The organism is Haloferax sp. S1W, assembly GCF_044593955.1.
In the GTDB taxonomy this organism is placed as follows: Archaea; Halobacteriota; Halobacteria; order Halobacteriales; family Haloferacaceae; genus Haloferax.
In genome coordinates this window covers 170,381-189,758 of the sequence record NZ_CP172596.1, presented here as the reverse complement: position 1 = coordinate 189,758, position 19,378 = coordinate 170,381, and the positions used below count along the sequence as shown (strand labels likewise).

Sequence of the window (19,378 nt, the reverse complement as noted above, 5' to 3'; positions counted from 1 at the left end):
ACTGGCTTCTAACCCGACTTGTTGGCCCCTCTGAAAGCGGTATCGGGCGTGAACCCCGCGAAAACGTGACCGTCGAACGCGAGGGCGAGGCGTTTCACGTCCGGAACATTCCTGTCGTCCCGTTTTGCGAACCACACTACTACTAGCTCCATCGCCTTATTTCAGGGTTGGAAGCCAACAACACAGACGGAGAGGCGCTGTACATGGAGTCACACGACCACAGTGAACAGCAACTTGCGGGGGCAAACGTTGGGTCGCGGAAACTTGCGGTCGTCGCTGGCATCAACCTCGTCGGGTTTCTCCTCGAACTCGCTGGCGGGCTTCTGTTCGGTTCGGTCGCGTTGTTGAGTGACGCGATGCACATGTTGTTCGATATGCTCGCCTACGCGATGGCCTTCAGCGCGAGCTATACGGTAGAGCGCTTTGAAGGGGGAGCGGAATGGTCCTTCGGGCTCCACCGTCTGGAACCGATTGCAGCGTTCTTGAATGGGGTCTTGCTACTGCCGATGGTTGGGTACATCGTGTACGAATCCCTGCGGCGATTCAACAGCCCTGTCGAAATTGACCCCATACTGACGCTCGTCATCGCAGTCGGTGGCCTCGGTATCAATCTCGGCTCTGTGGCTGTGCTTCGAGGTGACGAAATGAGCCTGAACGAACGCGGGGCGTTCTACCATCTCCTTGGTGACGCGGGCGGGTCGATTGCCGTGATTGTCTCGACGATTGCAGTCGCAGTGTTCGACCTTCCTGTGGTCGACCCCATTGCTGCTATATTCATCGCGGTTCTCGTCTTCTGGTCTGCGGCCCGTGTGCTCCGCGAAAGCACGTCGATTCTCCTCGAACGAAGCCCGATTCCACCAGACAACGTTCGGCAAACTGTCCTGGACATCGAGAGTGTCAGCGCTGTCGAGGACCTTCACGTCTGGCAGGTCTGCAGTCAACTCACCGTCGCAACGCTCACCGTCCGTGATTCGTCGAGGTCACTCGAAGACCGTCAGCGAACGAGGGCCGCAATCCACACTCGTCTCGCCGAACTGGGAATCAACCACGTCACTGTGGAGTTGGTAGACGAACCACGTGATGGGCGCGATTCTCGGGCGCATACACATTGACGACGGGCGAGCGCAACGGTCGACGGCCGCAAACCGACGGTGTATCCAATTCCGAGAGACTTCCGCCATCACAGATTAAACTGACCAAGCCGACCTGAACACCCGAACGCTGTTGTAAAACCACCTGAATTGATGTGCGAGTCACACTCACTCATTGTATGCCGAATCCTCCCTCGATTTCTCGACCGATAGGTAGCGAACGCGTCACAGGAATGCGTGAATCCGTCATCCGAGAGATGACGCGCGAGGCGCACAAACACGACGCAATCAATCTCTCACAGGGAATCCCCGACGAGGACGAAACGCCAGCGCGGGTGAAACAAGCCGCGAAAGATGCGATTGACACGTCGAGTCAGTACACGATTACGTGGGGGCTTCCGGAGTTTCGACAGGTAATCGCGGACCAATACGCGGACTGGAAGGGCGTTTCTTACGACTCTGAGACTGAAGTGACTGTCACGTCCGGCACGAGCGAGGCAATCGTCTCCACACTCCTCTCGCTTTGCGACCCCGGCGACGGCGTCATCTACTTCGAACCGACGTACGAGAGTTACATTCCCGCGGTCCAGTTCGCCGGGGGGACCCTGATTCCACTCGACATCACGGACGGTCTCGAAATCGACCCGGATGCACTCCAAGCGGCCGCCGAGGACGCCTCGATTCTCATCCTCAACCATCCGCACAACCCAACGGGCAACGTCTTCACGCCCAGCGAACTCGAACTCGTCGCCGACATCGCAACCGCGGAGGACCTTATCGTCGTCACCGACGAAATCTACGAGCACATCGTCTATACAGACGACTACGTCAGTCCCGTCGAAGTCGATGGGCTCGCCGAGCGTACTGTCGTCTGTACGGGCATGTCGAAGACGTATTCTGTGACTGGTTGGCGCGTCGGCTTCGCCCTCGCGCCCGAACCGCTCTCCGCTGAACTCCGCAAGGTCCACGATTACACGAGTATCTGTGCGCCAACCCCGTTCCAGAACGCTGGTGTCGAGGCACTGTCCCTTCCTGATGACTACTACGCTGACCTCTCTGCATCGTACGAACGCCGCCGCGACAAACTCTACGACGGTCTCCGAGACGTTGGTCTCGACCCTGTCAAACCAGACGGTGCGTACTACATGCTCACTCGGTATCCAGGTGACCTAGACGACACCGAGTTTGCCCTTCGTCTCATTCGCGAGGCTGGTGTCGCTGCGGTTCCGGGGAGTAGCTTCTATACGGAAGGGACTGCAGACTGGGTTCGATTCACGTTCTCTCGCAACGAAGCCACGATTGACGAGGCGCTCGACCGTCTCGCCCAGAACCGATTCTGGTAGGGTGGTTCCCTGCCGTGGACTCACCCTTCGAGACTATCGGTGAGAATATCTCCAGAATTCATATTTCAGGTACAGGTGTATCTTTGGAACTGGTGGACTCGCGATACAATTGGCAGTGCGTCGAATTGTTGTACTCCTATCTCAGTCCCACAGAGTGTACATGTCGTCTTGGACGGCAGTTGCGTACTGTCGGCCATCGTACACAACGCCGACTTCACTTTCGTCGACTTCGGCGTCAACTCGCCCGATAGCCGTCGCTTCGATGCCTTCTGTTTCGAGCGCCGCGAGTGCAGCAGTTGCTTCGTCACGTGGAACCGTTGCGAGCAGTGCACCCGAACCCAGTACTCGAAGTGGGTCGACATCCATGGCTGCACAGAGTGTCTGGGTTTCGGGTCGGATAGGAACGTCTGTGCTTTCCACTTCGACCTGAACGCCTGAGGCGCAGGCGAGTTCGACTAATCCATTGAGAACACCGCCCTCTGTTGGGTCGTGCATCGAAGTCGCAACGGGGGCGAGCACAGCGGATTCGGGAAGGACACTGATATCATCGAAGAACTCGATTGCCCGGTCAATCGTTGCACTCTCGACGCCCGCAGCGTCGAGGTCGGCACGGAAATCTGTCGCGAGGACCCCCGTCCCTTCGATACCCGCTCCTTTCGTGAGGAGAACGACATCGCCGTGTTCTGCACCTGCAGTCGGAACATAGCGGTCGGTTGGCCCCATGCAGGTAAGCGAGAGAAGCGGCCGCGAGAGGCTGCTCACCGTCTCGGTGTGCCCGCCGACAATACTGATTCCGAGTCGCTCTGCTTCGGCATCGAGTTGCGCGGTGATATCGTCGAGAAGTTCGATATCCGGCTCAGGAAGCAGAATCGTACTCACGAGCCATTCGGGCCGCCCACCACATGCGGCGATATCGTTGCTCGCAATGGCGACGCCGAGTGTGCCGATTCGGGCCGCAGCCAGTGAGATAGGGTCGCTACTGATGACCAGTGTCGTTTCGTCAATCGAAACGGCAGCGGCATCTTCGGCGTAACGAGCACCGACACGAAGTCTGTCGTCACGAGCGCCCGTCCGAGAGAACACGTAGTGGTCGAGGTCGGTGGGCGAAAACTTGGCCATGGCCTCGTTGAGGGGAGCGGCACTATTGTGCGTTCCGAGAATGGAACACGAGGTCTCCGTACGTGCAGTTGTCTGTCTGCTCTCTCACCTACGGAACCCCACGAACCACCTGAGACAGTACAGGCCGTTAGTAACTGTGAAACTGAACGTATTGTGGCCAGTCACACCGAGTGAGTGGTCTCAGACGACGGATTGCGCGACTTGGATTACCTCTTGTGGTGATGCGTTCTTTAGTGTCTCTTTCGCCAGGAGGAGTCGTTGACGGGGGCGACCAACGTCGGTGGCAACTTTCTCAGTGGTAACCAGACCGGCGTCTTCTAAAGCACGTTTGTGATTGGAGAACTTTGCGCGGCTTGCAATTCCCATATCCTCGCCCCAACTGCACACTTGATAGAATTGCTTTTCGTTGAGGGCACCCATCAGCAGGTAGACATCAACCTCGTCCATTTGGGTTCCATCACGCTGGCTCAGTCCAGCAGACTCGAACACGGATTGAATACTCTCCTGCATCGAACCACCGAGGTCCTGGCCGATGCTTTCTAGCATCCGTGCATATGATGGGTTTGAAAGTTGGAATTGGCCGCCGTTTTTCCAGCGAGTAATATACTGTTCGCGAACCGAGATAACGACTTCTTCATCCTCGGTTGACATAAGGATGCCTTCACCACCACTCGTTGGGTGGACGTACGTAATTTGATTGACGGTCACGAAGACAGCGGGTGGGTGGTCTTCAGGGTGTGTTCGAATGTTGAGGATACCTTCATCAAAGTACTGGTTCAGTCGACTAGAGACGACAAAATTAGAATCTGCTTTTTGTAATGTGTCCCGAGTGGTGATGAGTTTTATCTGATTCGGAACGTCATCACTCGACCCAATTTCTTCGACCAACGTCTCGATTACAGTAAGTTGAGATGTCGCGATAATCATCTCGTCGACCGCTTCCGACAGGGAATCTGTAAGAAGGTCCTTATAAACGCCTGCGCGCGAGGTCTGTCCCATGTTCGTGTCATGTTGGCGCGCATAAAATAAGTCTTATAATTATAATGTTGGCCGCTCGGTTCGACCAACGCTACACAAACTGCCTGCTGGTGGCTTTCTCTACTGTTTATGGACCACCAATCGTCCCGCCGCCACCAGCAACTTGGCTGATAATACTCCAAGCGACTAACAGTCCGCTAAACGCGAAGTGTGTGAGTTTGACGTTCAGGTCGTCTTTTGTCACGATAGTTTGGAACTTCATCGACGACAGACATTCTCACACGTTTCGTATTATGTAAAACCCGACATTAACATAATGTCATTTATGCTTTCAAAGAATAGATTTTATTTTACTACTGTAAACGGAATGTATGATTAATGATTCATACAATTATCATGACCAAACGAATTATCAATATCAGTGTCTATAATCCCGCGATTGACTGGAATTTCTGAATACACTGTTGGTATTTACAGAATATTGTCATCTGAATTATGTTACTTTATATTGTACAAATATAATTAAAATAAATTGGGTACTAGCTGCTGCATAGTGAATACGTAGCTTTTACTTGTTCACTCCCGACGAATCATCAATCAATGAATAAGGTCGTGTTCGACACGAATACCGATGACTCAACTGTGGTTGTTCGAGACACGATCAACGCTACTGCTTCTCAATTCGTTTTTAAGCCGCTCGACGAACCACAGGTCTCTGATTCTTCATTCACTCAGTTTCCAGTATCGGCAGAGGTTTCGGTTCGCACATCTCAAATCACGATTCCGAACTTCGTCCCAGTGGTTATTCGGTCAGCGAGCCAAGACATGATTGACCACGTAACCCACAATTCCCGTGCGACATTTCCAACAGCAGGGTATTATCTGGAGCTAGGCACTGCAGTCAAATCGTATCTTCACTTCCAAAGCGCGTTTACGATTACCGCTCGAGACGACTCCGTTACGATTGAATTGCCCAGTGTTTCGAACGTCCGACTCGCAGCACGTGCTCACAGCAATCAGCCGTCAGCAACGATCAAAACGACCAGCCGACTAGAGGACCTCGCAACGGCGGTCACGGCGCTCTCTGTCGACCAGTTAGACTCACCAGAACGTTCCTATCCGCTTTTGCGCCCACACCCTCCTGAAATCGAGCTTAGTAACGAAGTGGACCTGTCGGCAGTGGGACCGCTACGTACGTCCGATATCTCGATTCTCGTCCCAAAGGCTATCAGCGGGATTCTCGCTGCAGCACCGCTCGCCTACTATCTCCGAGCAGATATCGATTTCACTACCGCCCCTAAGCTCGTCGTCGGTGATACCGCCTACCCACTCGGTGACGAGTACGAGACTACGTTGGCGGAGATTCTCAAACGCGTATTCTATTGTGACTGTGTCGTTAGAACAGCAGGCCTCTACCCGGTTCACCTCGACGGGAGCGAAGCGATTCGAAACTCGTTCCCCATCGATATCGACGAGTTGTATCAACTCGATACTGCCAGTCAGGTCCAAACCTATCTAGAACTCGATGCAGATACACTCGAAGACCGGGCCCCTCAATGGTTGCTGACTGGCCACGTGCGACCCACTCCGGAAAGTGTCGAAGCCCTCCCGTACCTCTTAGATGAACTTGCGGTGATTCGCACGAATACAACCCGCGAAGTCTCCGATACGAAGTTGAAATCAGCGGCAGTCGACCTCTTTCTCAGATCCCCGTCCGGGGACAGTGGTGGGGAAACAGCACACCCCGACTCGATTCTCCCAAACAACGAAACGGTTGTTCGGGTCGAGAAGGACGCATCTCGACATCACAGCTACGTCGGTGACGGAGTTGCACTGAACGCGAACTCGTTTATGCGCCCCGGATGTCTCAATCGCCAGGAGAAACATCCCACTGACAGACCGCTCACGGTCGCTATCGTCTACAATGACGTTCGGATGGTCGACGAACTCCAAGCGATTCAGACCGTCTACGGGAACCGAGACAGAATCGAGTTCGATTTGGAGGTGTACGACCCTGTCTCGAAACAGACGCTCGCCGAACTCCTCGAATCGGAGATTGATTTTCTTCACTACATCGGCCACGCCACCCACGACGGCATCGAGTGCACCGATGGCTATCTCGACGTGGCGACTATCGACCAAGTGAATGTCGAGACGTTCTTCCTGAACGCCTGCCAATCCTATACGCAAGGGAAGCTACTGGTACAGAAAGGCGCTGTCGGTGGTGTCGTCACGCTGTCGAAGGTCAACAGCCAAAGTGCGACAGAAGTCGGTTCGATGCTTGCGAAACTGCTGAATCAGGGGTTTACAATCCGGTCTGGACTCGACATTGCTCGGAGTCTCAGCATTACTGGGGGTCAATACTCCACGATTGGCGACGATGGTGTGGCGCTCGTCCAAGCCGAAAGCGGGACGCCATACCTTGTCGAGGTTACTGACGTGAGCGAAACGTGGCAGACCATCGTCGAGACGTATCCGACGAAGACCCTTGGAATGGGGTCGCTCTTTTCGCTTCAGATCGGTCCCTCTGACACCTACTACCTCACATCCGATAGCCACGGTCCATTCGCACTGAGTTCGCAAGAGCTCAGTCACTTCTTGTCTCTCGAGGACGTCCCGCTGCGCTTTGCCGGGTCAGTGGAGTGGAGTCGAGAGAGTGATTTGTCTGAACTCCACGACTAATCGGCTGTGACCGTCTCGACTCGAACTCGGTGCGTCGTCGCGACAAGAGTTGTTGTCGAACTGAAACGCTGAAGTGGGATGTGGGGATATCTCACGCTATGCAGTGGGACCCCGACAGAGCCCTCCAGGTTCGCATGGCGGTTGCCATCTCCCTCTTGGCCCTCTTGCCACTCGCGTTCGTATATACGCTCAGTTGGACGATTACACACATTATCGTCCCACTCGCAGAGGTTCTCTTCGAGACGCGGATTGACTGGCAGTTGACGGTCAGTCTCCCGGTCATCTTCGTGCTCACGGTCTGTGGACTCGGGGTTCAGTATCTGTTCGCTGACCGCCTCGCACTCCACTCGGTTGGTGCGAAACGGGTCACGCCCGAGGACTATCCGAACCTTCACACGCGACTCCGCCGACTCTCTCAGCAGGTCGACCTCGCGGCACCGAAACTTGCCATCTCGCCGTCTTCGGTCCCGAACGCGTTCGCCACGGGGCGGTCGCAGTCTGCAGCAACGGTGGTTGTCACCCAAGGGCTTCTCGACACACTCGATGGTGACGAACTCAACGCCGTCCTCGCCCACGAATTGGCCCACGTGAAGAACCGCGACGCAGTCGTGATGTCTGTCGCCTACGTACTTCCCTCGTTCACTTACGTTGTCGCCGTGGCGGCATACACGCTCCTCGGGGGGTTGTGGGACGTTGTCGGCCACTTCCATCACAGCGATAGCGACGATATCCGACCACTTCTCGCGGTAATCGTCTTGTTTGTCGTCTCCGCCGTGTTGACCATCCTCATCTCCGCTATCTTCTGGATTGGGAGTTTCCTACTGTTCCGATTGCTCTCGCAGTATCGCGAACAGGCGGCTGACCGCGGTGCTGCCAACATCACCGGCAATCCGCTCGCACTCGCGAGTGCACTCGCCACGATAGACGAGACGATACCAACGATACCGGACCGCGACCTCCGCGAACTCGATGGGGGTATCGAAGCGCTCTACCTCGCACCGCTGGATACGCCAATGTTCACCGACGGTGACGACGCACTCATCAGTCGTGACCTCTTTCCCGAAAGTCACCCCTCGACTGACGAGCGTATCTCGTATCTGAGGGGACTCGCCGCCGACCAAGAAGTTGCGGGCTGAAAGTATACAACGGGCAATCGACGAGAGTGCACTATGATTGATGTGTGGTACTGGCTCGACACGTTTCTTTCGACGAGGCTCGAAGTGAGGGTTTTCGTAACGACGCTCGTCGCCTTTGCTCTGGCGGGACTGTCTGTTTCAGACGAACGCGACACGTTCGACTACCTCGCACGTCCTCGAAATCAAACGTTGCCAGCTATCACCGGGTTACGCCAGTTCACACACGTATTCGAGCCCAAATAGAGTCGGTTCCCCATCCGACGACGAATCCAATCGTGCTGAAACCGAGACCGTACCACGCGATGAGATCCACCAAGCGTGTAAGGAGAAACGCGACCGGAGCTGTTGTCCTGACTTCCAACAGATACGCTACCGCTGTCATGAGATGAATCCCGAGACCGGTTACCCACGCAATCAGCATTCCGGTGTACCGGTAGCCGATGAAGATTCCAAGGACGAGTGTGACGAGCGCAGCAGCGACCGGCGGCGCTGGACCTGCGATTGCAAACGCGCTCCGCCCTAAGAGGTCGGCTACATAGCCGAGCAATACAGCAAACAAAGCCACGACCGTTATGCTGCCGCATCGCGTCCACCCTTCTCTCGAACCGACGAATACGACAACTAACGTTGGTATTCGCATACGTAAGCGACCACCGTCTCTGATTATAGGTCTCTCCCCCAGCGTAGCCGCCTGTCCAACACGTGAAGCCATTCAAGTCTTCTTGACAGTCACGACTACTACATTGTCCACAATCGTTAATGTAATAAACCCGTACTCGTATGGACGTGGTATGAGTACGGACCACGCACAAGACGGGCACTCCGAGTGGTGTCCTGATTGTGGTGCGGAAATGCTATTTAGTGGCGTCCAACCCGCTGGCATGGCACAATTCTTCTGCAAACACTGCCGATACCGCCGCGACCGATTCGTAGGAACAGACTGACCGCGTCTGTCGGGTACCGTTCTCGTTCGACGGTGAGCGGGTGCGCTCACCTACACGTGCACGCGCGTAACGAACCCTCCGCACCCACACTGGTCGACGAACGCCACGTCCACGTCGTCGAATTCGCGTTCGAGGGCTGGATAGAGGTACGACTCGGGGTGGCCGTGGTTCTTGTGCGTCACCAGATTGACGTGGCAGCCATTCGCTGTCCGTTCGACAGCGTCGAGGGCGTCACGCACGACGCGGCGCTGACTCGCCGCGTGTTCGGATTGTTCGAGATTGGCCGACCACGACGTGTCGTGTACTTCGGCGTTGGCGTCGATTGCGTCGGTCATGGCACGTGCTGATTCGTCCGGTCGAGTGATGGGGAATACCCCGAACATGTTCTCTCACCCCCGCGAACGACATCACCCCGAGAATAACGGGTAATTGTAGTCGTCAATCTTACGAAGATGTTCGGTTGTCGTCTCCGGACGGAGAAACCGCCTTCTGGGTATACGCCTCCTGACTCCCAGTATTCAAATGGAAGGTGACATCTGATGGCGTATACTACTCGACGACGGACGTTACAGGCTCTCGGGCTCGGCGGCGTGGCATCGCTTGCGGGGTGTTCATCCAAGCCACCAACGGCAGCGCAGGCGCTCGATGAGACGCCGACTCCGAAGCAGCAGTCGGAGCCGGTTACGGCCGACCAGGTCGCAGCAGACCCGACAGATATTCCGGGTCCAATCGACCGCAACGAACCGGCGGAAGTCGACGTAACGCTCCGCCCAGAGGAAGTCACTGCGGAGGTCGAAAAAGGTGTCACGTTCACCTATATGACCTACAACGGGACGGTTCCGGGACCGATGGTTCGGGTCCGACAGGGGGACACGGTGAACCTGACGTTCGAGAACCCGGAAGAGAACAACATGCCGCACAACGTGGACTTCCACGCCGTGGCCGGACCGGGTGGCGGTGCCGAAGCGACGATGACTGCTCCCGGAGAAACGACGAAACTCCGGTTCAAGGCGACCTATCCAGGCGCGTACATCTACCACTGTGCGGTTCCGAACCTCGACATGCACATCAGCGCGGGGATGTTCGGTATCATCCTCGTCGAACCGCCAGAGGGGCTTCCAGAGGTTGACAAAGAAATCTACATCGGACAACACGAGATATACACGGACAAGAAAGCCGGCAAGAAGGGTCACCACAAGTTCGACTTCGCCGCGATGCGCGACGAGGAACCGACCTACGTCGTGATGAACGGCGAGAAGTTCGCCTGGACGGACGCTGGCCGCGGTCCGGCCGCCACGGTCAAGACTGGCGAAACCGTGCGCGTGTTCTTCGTCGACGGCGGGCCGAACCTCTCCAGTAGCTTCCACCCCATCGGAAGTGTCTGGGAGACGCTTTACCCGGACGGGTCGCTCTCGATGGACCCACAGACGCACATCCAGACGCGCCTCGTCCCGCCGGGAAGCACCGCGATTGCGACGATGAACTCCCCGGTTCCGGGCGACTTCAAACTCGTGGACCACTCGCTGTCGCGCGTCGCCCGGAAGGGATGTATGGCCGTCGTCCGTGCCGAGGGACCGGAGAACCCGGAAATCTTCGACCCGAATCCTGAGTAACGACTCGGGGGTGTGCGTCGGCCTGCGCACACCGGTGTAGAGCTATCCACCGCCGCGAATTTTGGCGGGGGTACGAACATGTTCGTTTTAGAGCCAACTCGCGAGAATCAGTATCTCAGGTTTTTTGTGAGGGATACTTCGTCTCGACTGTCGACTGTCGTACGGCCCTCGACGCCAGTCAGTCGGCGTGATTCACCATGACGACATCCGACGTGACGAACCCAACGCTTGGACGACGGAACGTACTTCGACTACTCGGCTGTGCGGCGCTCTCTGGCGCGGCCGCTACCAGTTCGGCGGCGACCGCCAGTGCGCAAGAGTCCACTGACCTCGATGCGTGGTTCGAGAAAACGTCGAACTACGACGGTGTCGCCGACAAGACTGGCGCTTCCGAGGTGACTGTCACTGTCGGTTCGCAGGCCAACGGCGGCGCGTTCGGGTTCGGTCCTGCGGCCATTCGAATCGACCCTGGGACAAAGGTCGTTTGGGAGTGGACTGGCGAGGGCGGCGTCCACGACGTAACCGCCGAAGACGGGTCGTTCGGAAGCGACCTGGTTGGCGACGCGGGCCACACCTTCGAACACACGTTCGACGCCGACGGCGTGTACAAGTACGTCTGTTCGCCGCACGCAGCCATGGGAATGAAGGGAGCAGTCGTCGTCGGCGACGCGACAGTTGGCGGCGCGTCCACGTCGCAACCCACGGACTCGGAAGCACAACCCGAATCCAGCGACGACACGGCCGACCCCACTGACCTCGATACGTGGCTGGAAAACACGTCGAACTACGACGGTGTCGTCGACAAAACTGGCCTCTCTCGCGTCGAGGTGACCGTCGGGAGCGAAGCAAACAGTGGTGCGTTCGGGTTCGGTCCGGCGGCGGTTCGCGTCACGAAAGGGACGACTGTCGTCTGGCGCTGGACGGGCGCTGGCGGGTCTCACAACGTCGTCCACACCGACGGTGCCTTCGAGTCCGAACTCGTTGGCGACGAGGGCCACACCTTCGAACACACGTTCGACGAGACCGGCACCTTCCCGTACTCCTGTGTACCCCACGAGTCGATGGGCATGAAGGGGGCAGTCGTCGTCGCGTCCGAGGAGGCGTCGGGCAGCCACGCGCAAATCGCGGAGCCGTTCGATGACCCGGAGACGGCCAAACTCGGCGGGCTTGCGCTCGCGGGCGTCTTCGGCACTGCGATGGCGCTCCCGGCGCTCTCCGGTGTCGTCTCGTGGCTCACGGAACAGTCGGGAGGCGACGGCGGTAACTGACTGACGAGTCGTCTGTTCACGGCCGACGCTGGTTGTCGTTCCCGCCTTTCTGCGCAACCGTGAAAAAACGAGTAAGGGGCCGAATTAGAGTACGTCGTCGTCGAGGCCGCCGGGGTCGCCGGCGGTGTCGAAGAGGTTGTTTTGTGCGCTCTCGACGAAGTCGGACTGGACGCCCGTCTCCTCGTCGACGGGGGCACCGTAGGCGTCCATTCCCATCGACAGGAGTTCTTCGACCGCCTGCTCTTCGCTGAGGAACTCTTCGTCTACTAGCTGTTCGAACTCGACGAGCAACTCGTCCGGGAGATTGACTTCTACGACGGGCATACGCCAGTGGTTCGTGCTCAACCTACTTGAGCGGCCGGGTGTCGAACCCTCCCCCGACCGGAGGGCCCCAACCGCAACCCCCGCGTATTATAGCCACGCGGTCGGACGGTCTGGATACGACTCGGCAACGACGCGAATCGTATTCGGAGCGGCGACGAGAGGAGAGACGACGTGACACGTGACGATACCGATACGGGCGACGACCCCACCGTGAGTGAACTCGGATGGCTCCCGGAGCAGGTCGACCTTCCGAGCGACGAGTGGGTCATCTACCCGCCGGGCGAACCCCGTCCCGCGAACTTCGCACTTCGCTTCGAGAAGTCGGTTCCGGCGACGCTCGTCGGAACTGAATCCGGTGATGCGCCCGGCGTCCACGTGCTTCCACACCCCGGCGGTATCTCCGTGTCTGCTCGATTCGGCGGCATCGTCGATGATTCAGTTCGTGAGTTCGACACTCCGCAGTCAGACGACGACCGTTCGGCCGTGGCCACATGGGTTCAGACGCTGATTCACCGCATCGACGAGCGAGTCGAACGGGCACGCATTCGCTCTGCGTGCCGTCCAGTGCCGAATGCAGGAGCGCGTGTTGCCACTGCCCTGTACGAGTCCTTCGAATCCGCTGACGCGGTTGCTGCAGCCGTGTTGAATCGAGATACTGCGGCACTGCGGGACGTCCCCGGCGTTGCAGAGCGGATGGCGACCGACCTCGTAGACCACTACGGGTCCGACACCGAGTGGGACTACTATCGGCGAAGACAGCACCCCGACGAGACTCGATAACTCGGAGACCGACTCGTGTCAGAGAGTCTGACTGAAACTCCCTGCCACGTGGTGTGGCTGAACCTCCCTGTCATGTGGTGTGACTGAACCCCCTGTCATGTGGTGTGACTGAACCCCCTGTCATGTGGTGTGACTGAAACAGGCGTTTGACTCTCGCGTACCGTTATTTTACTACCCTCCATACGACGTACTATGCCGCAGACACGCAGAAAGCTCCTCCACACCGCTGGCCTCCTCAGCCTTGGCCTCGCAGCTGGCTGTCTCGGAGACGCTGGCGGTGGCGGCAGTGGTGACGAACCGACCGAGACGACGACGTCCCCGGACGATACCTCGACGGAGACACCAACCGATACAACGACAGAGGCTCCCGACGATACTACCGACATGCCAGACGATACGACGACAGACGATTCCAGTGGTACCGACTCCCCAGACGCCTCGACCATTTCGCTTGCGAGCGTCGATTCAGCCCCAGACATCCCACTCGAACCTGCGGTCGAAGTCACGAAGGCCGAGGCGACCCAAGACCACCCGCCGCAGGTCGAGGTTACGCTCTCGAACACGAGCGGCAGCGTCGTCGAGGCTGGTGAAGGACGGGATATATTCTTCCAGCACGTCTCTGACGAGACGAACGAACTCACGTTCCTCCCAGCGGGGAAGGAGTACCCGGCTGACCCCGGTTGCTGGCGCCTGACCGAATCCCTCTTCGTGACCCAAGAGTACCGAATGGAGCAGTTCGACCCCGACGAGTCGCGGTCGAAGACTGTCGACCTCTACGGAATGCCGAAAAAAGACGGTGGCTGTCTCCCCGTGGGCGAATACCGGTTCGAGACGACCATCTCAATCGGTGAAATGGACGGCTCTGAAGGAGACAAAACGGACGTACAGTGGGGGTTCTCGGTTACGCTCGAATAGACAACTCGACAGCATACACAACGTGACGCAACGCGACCCCGCGAGCAGCGTGTCTTGAATCCCCCGCGGCTTATTGCTCGACAGTTCCAAATTCGACGCGGAGACGACACATGAGCGTTCAGGGACTCTGTCACCACTGCGAGTCGGCACCGGCGGAACACCAGTGTCAACGGTGCGGGGCACAGGTTTGCTCGACACACTTCGAGAGAGCGGCCGGTCTCTGTACAGTGTGCGCAGGCGACGCACGTGACTCGGGCCGACCGAGGTGAGTCGCGTCGACTCCGCGGAGCCTTTACATCCTGCCCGCATTGTGCCGATTATGGACCCCGAAGAAAACCATCGCGGCTGGGCCAACCGCTCAGGTCAATTTTCACCCACCTACTACGCAGAACTCGGGGCGAACGAGGTGAGCGAGACGCTCGCCTCCGTCTTCGACCACTACGTCGGTAGCGACGCCGCCATTCTCGAACTCGGCTGTAGCTCCGGCCGTCACCTCGCCCACCTCCGGTCACAGGGGTACGAGAACCTGACCGGCATCGACCTCAACGACGAGTCGTTCGAGGTCATGGCCGAGTACTTCCCGGAACTCGCCGAGACGGGGACGTTCCACACCAGTTCGCTCGAAGACTTCGTCGTCGACGCTCCGGACGACCACTTCGACGTTATCTACTCGGTCGAGACCCTCCAGCACGTCCACCCCGACGACGAGTGGGTCTTCGAGGAGATGACTCGAATCACGTCCGACCTCCTCATCACCGCCGAAAACGAAGGCAACAGCCCGAAGCGCGGGCGTGACGGAGAAGAAGTGAGCTACGTCAACGACGACTTCCCGCTGTTTCACCGCAACTGGAAGCAGGTGTTTTCGAACCTCGGTCTCGCACAACTCGTCGCGGAACCGGGCAAGCGCGATACCGTGCGCGCGTTCCGAGTCGTCTGAGTCGCGGCCGACACAGCCGTCTGTACTCTACGAGTGAGTGTCTGATTAGCGCTCCCCGCTGACGATATCTGCAACCCGCTGTCGGTCAAACAGTTGCTCGTCGGTCGGGAGTTCCGGATAGGGCTCGCCGTCGACGTATCCGGGCCATTCGCCAAACTGGGCTGGATACAGTTGTTTTGCGGTCATCTCGAGCTGGAAGAGATTGAGGAGTGGTCCCTGATTGCGCGTCCCTTGTACGTACACTCGCCCTTCCTCGACAGCGGTGATGTTCTTGGCAACACGATGCTCTGATAGCGTCGCTCTAATGTCGGAAATATTCTGGTACTCCGTCATCGGACCGAGCACGAGGAGTACATCCGGGTCCGCTTCGAGGAGCATCTCGTAATCCAGCGTGATGTTTCCGCCAGTCTCGCCGTATTCCGCGCCGGCCACTTCTGCCAGCGCGTCGGTCGCTCCGAATGGCCGCGTATGGGCGGCATAGTACCCCGGTGCGTTGAGTTTGTACCCCCACATACTCTCGTCGCTCGTCGAAAACAGCACCATCGCCGCGCTCGGACGCTCAGTCTCGGACGGAAGGGAGTCTTCGATTGTAGTCAGAACCGAGTTCCGAACGTCCGCCAGCGCCTCGTATCGGGCTTCTTCCTGGAACAACTGCGCGACGTTGGCGAATATTTCCCAAAGTGTGTAGTATTCGTAGTCGTCCGCCCACGCCGCTGGTGGCTTCTGATGGGTGTCGCTGAACGTATTCCCGAACCACGGCGCGATGTTCGATTCGACCTCCTCGATATCACCCGCGCTCCACCCCTCCGCCGACCCGACTTTTGCCGGGTCAGCCAAGTGAACGTCGCTGTCGAGTTCGTAGAGTTTCTCTTTCGTGGGGGGCCACGAGGAGTACAGGCCGTTCCAATCGACGGAGACACCGTCGAGGTGGTGGAGAAACTTGCTCCACAGCGATTGGATATACCCCGGTGCGTGCATGGCGTTGATACTCTCACCGTGTCCGAGTGCGAGTGCCATATCGGCGTGATGGCTCAGTATGGTGAACACGCTCTGGGGGACCGAATCGAACGCCACTTCACCTGCTGGTGCCATCGAAACCGTGTATCCCTGTTCTTGCGGCGTTGTCTCGGATGTCGTCTCGGACGTGCTATTTTCGGGTTTCGATGCCGGAATACTGTCACCCAAGCAACCGGCGAGTAGCCCACCTGCGATGACTGCGCCGCCGGATTTGAGATAGCCTCGTCGATTTGTGTCTAATCTGTTGTCATTACCGGCCATGTCTTTAGGCCAGCCTAAAAATACAAGTAGATTGTGCTTTGGCAGGATGACAAAACGACCTGGTGGGCTCCTTCAGAACCCAGTCCCCCGTGAAAGACGATTATCTCGGTCTCAGACGACGATTTAGGTGGCTCGCCGACGAATTGTAGACGGGATGGTCGATTCGGACGCGGGCCAGACACTGGCTCTGGGTGGTCCTCACCGGTGGCTCCGGTCGGTCGGTTTCTTCCTCCTCGGCGGCGTCTTGCTCGCGTCGTACCTCTGGGTAATCGGCATCGCGGCCGTCCAACAGGCGCTTTTGGCTGTCCCGCCGCGCCGCCTCGCGTCCCTCGTCCTCATCGGGTTCGTTCCGTTTCTCTTCTGGGGTGGCGGTCTCCACCTCGTTCTCCGGCGTCTCGGCCGAGCGGGGCGACCTGTGACCTCGCTGCTGTTGGTCGTCGCGGCGGGCTTTTTGAACAGTATTACGCCCTTCGGGCAGGTCGGTGGGGACCCGCTCGCTGCGCTTTTGTTCAAACCGGCGGTCGGAACCGACTTCGAACGAGGGTTGGTGGCAATCGGGTCCGTGAATGCATTGAACCGCGCGGCATCGCTCTTTTTGGGACTTCTCGGGGTCGGCTATCTCGGCTCTCGTGTTGCGTTCGACCAGACGCTTCAGACTGCCGCGTTCGTCGTCGTCGGGCTAGTGGTCGTCGCTCTGGTCGGTGTTGCTGTCGCGTGGCAGTACCGCCGGACGCTCGTCGCCCGTGGGAGCGCCGTACTCGCGCGTCTGCTCCGACCCATCGGATGGATTCCTACCATCGACGCTCCGGGTGCCGAGCAATTCGAACGCCGCGGCTATCGATTTGTTGGCGCAATCGGTCTCCTTGCCGCTTCTCCTGGGACTCTCGGGGCCGTCTTCGTCGCTGGAATCGCGGGCCAACTCGCCGTCGCGGCGGCGCTCTGGGTCGCCCTCACGTCTCTCGGCGTCGACGCCTCGTTCGCACTCGTCTTGTTGGTCATTCCGCTGGCGAAGCTCAGCGGCGTGTCTCCGACGCCGGGCGGATTCGGGAGCGCCGAGGCGTTACTCACCGCACTGCTCGTCACGACGACAGGTATCCTCGCCTCGGTTGCAGGGGCTGCCGTGCTCCTGTACCGAGCCAGCGTCTTTTGGCTCCCATCACTCGGTGGCGCAGTCGTGACGGCGTGGTACGCGACACGGGGGTCTCAGGGGGAGTCTGATGACAGTGCGGACTCGAATTCGAACGCGCTCTCGGCACCGCCCGCTGACGTACCCGACAATGGCGTCACTGCGGGGTCACCGTTGCCGACGCTCGTCCTTGCTGTGACGGCGACACTCGTGGTCCTACTGGTGGTGGTCGTCCATAGACGGCAGTTACTCATCGAACCGGACCACCTCCTTGTCCACGTCGTCCGGGATGCTGGTCTCGCCGCGGTCAGTTTTAGCGTGACGTGGGTCGTCCTTCGACGGCTTTCGAGGCGACTCACCAAATAGTCGCTAGACGCGCCGGGTGAGGTGGTCGCGGACGGCACGCTGACGGGCGGCGTACGCCCTATCCAGGTCGACGATTGCGGAGAGGACCGGATAGTTCGTCTCCACGTCGCTGTAGAGGTACGAGATAAGGTCGCCGTGTGAGACGCGCGCCGCCGAGCTACAGGCCGCAATTCCGTGAATATCGCGCTGTCGCTCGCGACTCACCCGGTCGCACCGCGTCCGCGCCCTCGTCAGTCGTCCGTGGTACGAGCGCAACTCCTCGAACGAATAGTACAGTAGGTGCGCGTCTGCGTCCGGGTCCTCGTCTTCGACGATGGCTTCGGTGTCGGAGAGCGCCGCTTCGACCGACTTCCGCTCGGTTCGGAGCGCCCGCTGCATCGTTTTTAGTTCGTCTCGGCGCGTCGCCGCCGCTTCGAGGACCGCCGCCCGCAACTCGGGAGAGTACGTGGTTCCGCTCGCTGGCGCGAGTGCAAGCGCGATTTCCTCACCGAGTTCTTCTCGAATCGTCGTGAGAAGCGGTTCATCCGACGCCACGTCGGCGATGCTAAGCGGACGAATCGTCTCCGAGAACGCGTTGCAGATTCGCCGACACAGGTCTGTCCCCGTTCCCGTTTGCACGGTTCGGTGTGCCATCACGGTCGCGGTACCAGTCGTCGAATGCGGTGTGCCGACCGCCTGCCCACCCGAGTTGGCTGCGAGTTCGCGGACCCGCACGCAGAACTCGTCGACCGCTTTGGACTTGGTGGCGACGTGCGTCTCTTCGTGCGAGATGCGGTCGAGTGCGTCGTAGATGCGCTGAATGCAGGTCATTTGAATGGTTCTGTGTGGGGAGTCGCTACGAGCGGTCGAGGTACTCGGCCAGCCACTCACTCGTCACTTCGTCGAACGAAACCGCCGAGCCGCCGTACTCGGTGACGAACGAGTTCGCGTCGTCGGCCGACGAAAACGGCAGGAGTTCTCTGCCCATCCCGCCGCGAATCTCGCTTTCGACGACGTAGGTCATCTCGGTCGCGTCGCCAAACGTCTCGGCGGCGGTGTGGCTCGAAATGTACGTCTCGCCGCCCTCGGAAACGAGTTCGTACTCGACGCGGGAGTAGTCGGTCACGTAGATAGCGACTGGCTCCCATCCTTCGCGAGTCCGTTCGAAGTGGTACGGAAACAGCCCCATGCTCAGGGTGTGGAACCACGCCGGGTTATCGTGGCCCTCCGGGGAGTGCTTGCGATAGAACACCTGTCCGTTCGGCCCGAAGTGTTCGCCGATGACCATCCCGCCGTGGTCGTCTTGCTTCCCGCCGGAGAGGTCGATTGGCTCCGGTTTCGTCGTCGAGTCGGCGGCCGCGTTATTCCCGCCGAGACAACCCGTGAGTCCGACGACTGCGCCCGCTCCGAGGACGCCGAGGAAGCGGCGGCGAGTGTGCCGAGTTCCAGAGTCAGCGGTGCACGGTCGCGTTGACGCCGTGTCTGTGTGTCGGGGCATC

General features: G+C 58.7%; 19 protein-coding genes. 11 read left to right on the top strand and 8 right to left on the bottom strand.

All coding sequences use genetic code 11. The features are described from left to right. Nucleotides 1–203: 203 nt before the first annotated feature. Together ACH9L7_RS17025 and ACH9L7_RS17020 are read left to right on the top strand one after the other, a co-directional pair. Complete coding sequence (locus tag ACH9L7_RS17025) at nt 204–1,112, top strand: cation diffusion facilitator family transporter (protein ID WP_396613334.1); 909 nt, start codon at nt 204–206, stop codon at nt 1,110–1,112. Between the two features lie 158 nt (nt 1,113–1,270). Then, a complete protein-coding gene (locus ACH9L7_RS17020) occupies nt 1,271–2,434 on the top strand; it encodes a pyridoxal phosphate-dependent aminotransferase (RefSeq protein ID WP_396613333.1) in 1,164 nt (387 codons plus the stop codon). A gap of 141 nt (nt 2,435–2,575) precedes the next feature. Here ACH9L7_RS17020 and ACH9L7_RS17015 read toward each other — a convergent pair whose 3' ends face one another. Both ACH9L7_RS17015 and ACH9L7_RS17010 read right to left on the bottom strand, forming a co-directional pair. Next, nucleotides 2,576–3,553: an AIR synthase-related protein gene (locus ACH9L7_RS17015; RefSeq protein ID WP_396613332.1), complete on the bottom strand. Its 978-nt coding sequence runs from the start codon at nt 3,551–3,553 to the stop codon at nt 2,576–2,578. Nucleotides 3,554–3,733: 180 nt separating this feature from the next. Next, nucleotides 3,734–4,552: a DUF5821 family protein gene (locus tag ACH9L7_RS17010; RefSeq protein ID WP_396613331.1), complete on the bottom strand. Its 819-nt coding sequence runs from the start codon at nt 4,550–4,552 to the stop codon at nt 3,734–3,736. A 1,158-nt stretch (nt 4,553–5,710) separates the two neighbouring features. Here ACH9L7_RS17010 and ACH9L7_RS17005 point away from each other — a divergent pair. Together ACH9L7_RS17005 and ACH9L7_RS17000 are read left to right on the top strand one after the other, a co-directional pair. Then, on the top strand, nt 5,711–7,213 hold the full coding sequence (locus ACH9L7_RS17005) for a hypothetical protein (protein WP_396613330.1): 1,503 nt from the start codon (nt 5,711–5,713) through the stop codon (nt 7,211–7,213). Between the two features lie 98 nt (nt 7,214–7,311). Beyond that, the gene (locus ACH9L7_RS17000) at nt 7,312–8,349 is read left to right on the top strand and encodes a M48 family metalloprotease (RefSeq protein WP_396613329.1); all 1,038 of its coding nucleotides are present in this window, start codon (nt 7,312–7,314) and stop codon (nt 8,347–8,349) included. Nucleotides 8,350–8,566: 217 nt separating this feature from the next. Here ACH9L7_RS17000 and ACH9L7_RS16995 read toward each other — a convergent pair whose 3' ends face one another. After that, nucleotides 8,567–8,989 carry a hypothetical protein gene (locus ACH9L7_RS16995; protein WP_396613642.1) on the bottom strand — a complete coding sequence of 141 codons (423 nt, stop codon included), beginning with the start codon at nt 8,987–8,989 and terminating at the stop codon, nt 8,567–8,569. On the opposite strand from ACH9L7_RS16995, the gene ACH9L7_RS16990 reads away from it, so the two are divergent. Then, the gene (locus tag ACH9L7_RS16990; RefSeq protein WP_396613630.1) at nt 8,922–9,293 is read left to right on the top strand and encodes an HVO_2142 family zinc finger protein; all 372 of its coding nucleotides are present in this window, start codon (nt 8,922–8,924) and stop codon (nt 9,291–9,293) included. The two genes, ACH9L7_RS16995 and ACH9L7_RS16990, sit on opposite strands and share 68 nt — an antisense overlap. Nucleotides 9,294–9,343: 50 nt before the next feature. On the opposite strand, the gene ACH9L7_RS16985 is transcribed toward ACH9L7_RS16990, so the two are convergent. Next, a complete protein-coding gene (locus ACH9L7_RS16985; RefSeq protein WP_396613629.1) occupies nt 9,344–9,628 on the bottom strand; it encodes a CGCGG family rSAM-modified RiPP protein in 285 nt (94 codons plus the stop codon). 204 nt (nt 9,629–9,832) lie between these two features. On the opposite strand from ACH9L7_RS16985, the gene nirK reads away from it, so the two are divergent. Next, nucleotides 9,833–10,906, top strand: coding sequence for a copper-containing nitrite reductase (nirK, locus tag ACH9L7_RS16980; protein WP_396613628.1), 1,074 nt, complete (start codon nt 9,833–9,835; stop codon nt 10,904–10,906). A 197-nt stretch (nt 10,907–11,103) separates the two neighbouring features. Beyond that, nucleotides 11,104–12,174: a halocyanin domain-containing protein gene (locus ACH9L7_RS16975; RefSeq protein WP_396613627.1), complete on the top strand. Its 1,071-nt coding sequence runs from the start codon at nt 11,104–11,106 to the stop codon at nt 12,172–12,174. Between the two features lie 84 nt (nt 12,175–12,258). Here the strand turns inward: ACH9L7_RS16975 and ACH9L7_RS16970 are convergent, their stop codons facing one another. Beyond that, nucleotides 12,259–12,498, bottom strand: coding sequence for a hypothetical protein (locus ACH9L7_RS16970; RefSeq protein WP_396613626.1), 240 nt, complete (start codon nt 12,496–12,498; stop codon nt 12,259–12,261). Nucleotides 12,499–12,669: 171 nt separating this feature from the next. Here ACH9L7_RS16970 and ACH9L7_RS16965 point away from each other — a divergent pair, with 171 nt between their 5' ends. From ACH9L7_RS16965 to ACH9L7_RS16955, 3 genes are all read left to right on the top strand, one after another. Beyond that, the gene (locus ACH9L7_RS16965) at nt 12,670–13,278 is read left to right on the top strand and encodes a hypothetical protein (RefSeq protein ID WP_396613625.1); all 609 of its coding nucleotides are present in this window, start codon (nt 12,670–12,672) and stop codon (nt 13,276–13,278) included. Nucleotides 13,279–13,470: 192 nt separating this feature from the next. Continuing rightward, nucleotides 13,471–14,193: a hypothetical protein gene (locus tag ACH9L7_RS16960; protein ID WP_396613624.1), complete on the top strand. Its 723-nt coding sequence runs from the start codon at nt 13,471–13,473 to the stop codon at nt 14,191–14,193. Nucleotides 14,194–14,512: 319 nt separating this feature from the next. Then, nucleotides 14,513–15,130, top strand: a complete 618-nt coding sequence (locus tag ACH9L7_RS16955; protein ID WP_396613623.1) for a class I SAM-dependent methyltransferase — start codon at nt 14,513–14,515, stop codon at nt 15,128–15,130. A 45-nt stretch (nt 15,131–15,175) separates the two neighbouring features. Here ACH9L7_RS16955 and ACH9L7_RS16950 read toward each other — a convergent pair whose 3' ends face one another. After that, nucleotides 15,176–16,408 carry an ABC transporter substrate-binding protein gene (locus ACH9L7_RS16950; protein ID WP_396613622.1) on the bottom strand — a complete coding sequence of 411 codons (1,233 nt, stop codon included), beginning with the start codon at nt 16,406–16,408 and terminating at the stop codon, nt 15,176–15,178. 127 nt (nt 16,409–16,535) lie between these two features. Here ACH9L7_RS16950 and ACH9L7_RS16945 point away from each other — a divergent pair, with 127 nt between their 5' ends. Then, on the top strand, nt 16,536–17,900 hold the full coding sequence (locus tag ACH9L7_RS16945) for a YbhN family protein (protein ID WP_396613621.1): 1,365 nt from the start codon (nt 16,536–16,538) through the stop codon (nt 17,898–17,900). Nucleotides 17,901–17,903: 3 nt separating this feature from the next. Here the strand turns inward: ACH9L7_RS16945 and ACH9L7_RS16940 are convergent, their stop codons facing one another. Beyond that, nucleotides 17,904–18,710: a hypothetical protein gene (locus ACH9L7_RS16940; protein ID WP_396613620.1), complete on the bottom strand. Its 807-nt coding sequence runs from the start codon at nt 18,708–18,710 to the stop codon at nt 17,904–17,906. 25 nt (nt 18,711–18,735) lie between these two features. Further along, entirely contained in the window at nt 18,736–19,377 is a 642-nt protein-coding gene (locus ACH9L7_RS16935) for a nitrous oxide reductase accessory protein NosL (RefSeq protein ID WP_396613619.1), read from the bottom strand. Nucleotide 19,378: the final 1 nt, after the last annotated feature.

Coding starts and splice junctions, on each gene's coding strand:
- ACH9L7_RS17025 (WP_396613334.1), top strand. CDS start 204: ATGGAGTCACACGACCACAGTGAACAGCAACTTGCGGGGGCAAACGTT.
- ACH9L7_RS17020 (WP_396613333.1), top strand. CDS start 1,271: ATGCCGAATCCTCCCTCGATTTCTCGACCGATAGGTAGCGAACGCGTC.
- ACH9L7_RS17015 (WP_396613332.1), bottom strand. CDS start 3,553: ATGGCCAAGTTTTCGCCCACCGACCTCGACCACTACGTGTTCTCTCGG.
- ACH9L7_RS17010 (WP_396613331.1), bottom strand. CDS start 4,552: ATGGGACAGACCTCGCGCGCAGGCGTTTATAAGGACCTTCTTACAGAT.
- ACH9L7_RS17000 (WP_396613329.1), top strand. CDS start 7,312: ATGCAGTGGGACCCCGACAGAGCCCTCCAGGTTCGCATGGCGGTTGCC.
- ACH9L7_RS16990 (WP_396613630.1), top strand. CDS start 8,922: ATGCTGCCGCATCGCGTCCACCCTTCTCTCGAACCGACGAATACGACA.
- ACH9L7_RS16995 (WP_396613642.1), bottom strand. CDS start 8,989: ATGCGAATACCAACGTTAGTTGTCGTATTCGTCGGTTCGAGAGAAGGG.
- ACH9L7_RS16985 (WP_396613629.1), bottom strand. CDS start 9,628: ATGACCGACGCAATCGACGCCAACGCCGAAGTACACGACACGTCGTGG.
- nirK (WP_396613628.1), top strand. CDS start 9,833: ATGGCGTATACTACTCGACGACGGACGTTACAGGCTCTCGGGCTCGGC.
- ACH9L7_RS16975 (WP_396613627.1), top strand. CDS start 11,104: ATGACGACATCCGACGTGACGAACCCAACGCTTGGACGACGGAACGTA.
- ACH9L7_RS16970 (WP_396613626.1), bottom strand. CDS start 12,498: ATGCCCGTCGTAGAAGTCAATCTCCCGGACGAGTTGCTCGTCGAGTTC.
- ACH9L7_RS16960 (WP_396613624.1), top strand. CDS start 13,471: ATGCCGCAGACACGCAGAAAGCTCCTCCACACCGCTGGCCTCCTCAGC.
- ACH9L7_RS16955 (WP_396613623.1), top strand. CDS start 14,513: ATGGACCCCGAAGAAAACCATCGCGGCTGGGCCAACCGCTCAGGTCAA.
- ACH9L7_RS16950 (WP_396613622.1), bottom strand. CDS start 16,408: ATGGCCGGTAATGACAACAGATTAGACACAAATCGACGAGGCTATCTC.
- ACH9L7_RS16940 (WP_396613620.1), bottom strand. CDS start 18,710: ATGACCTGCATTCAGCGCATCTACGACGCACTCGACCGCATCTCGCAC.
- ACH9L7_RS16935 (WP_396613619.1), bottom strand. CDS start 19,377: ATGCCCCGACACACAGACACGGCGTCAACGCGACCGTGCACCGCTGAC.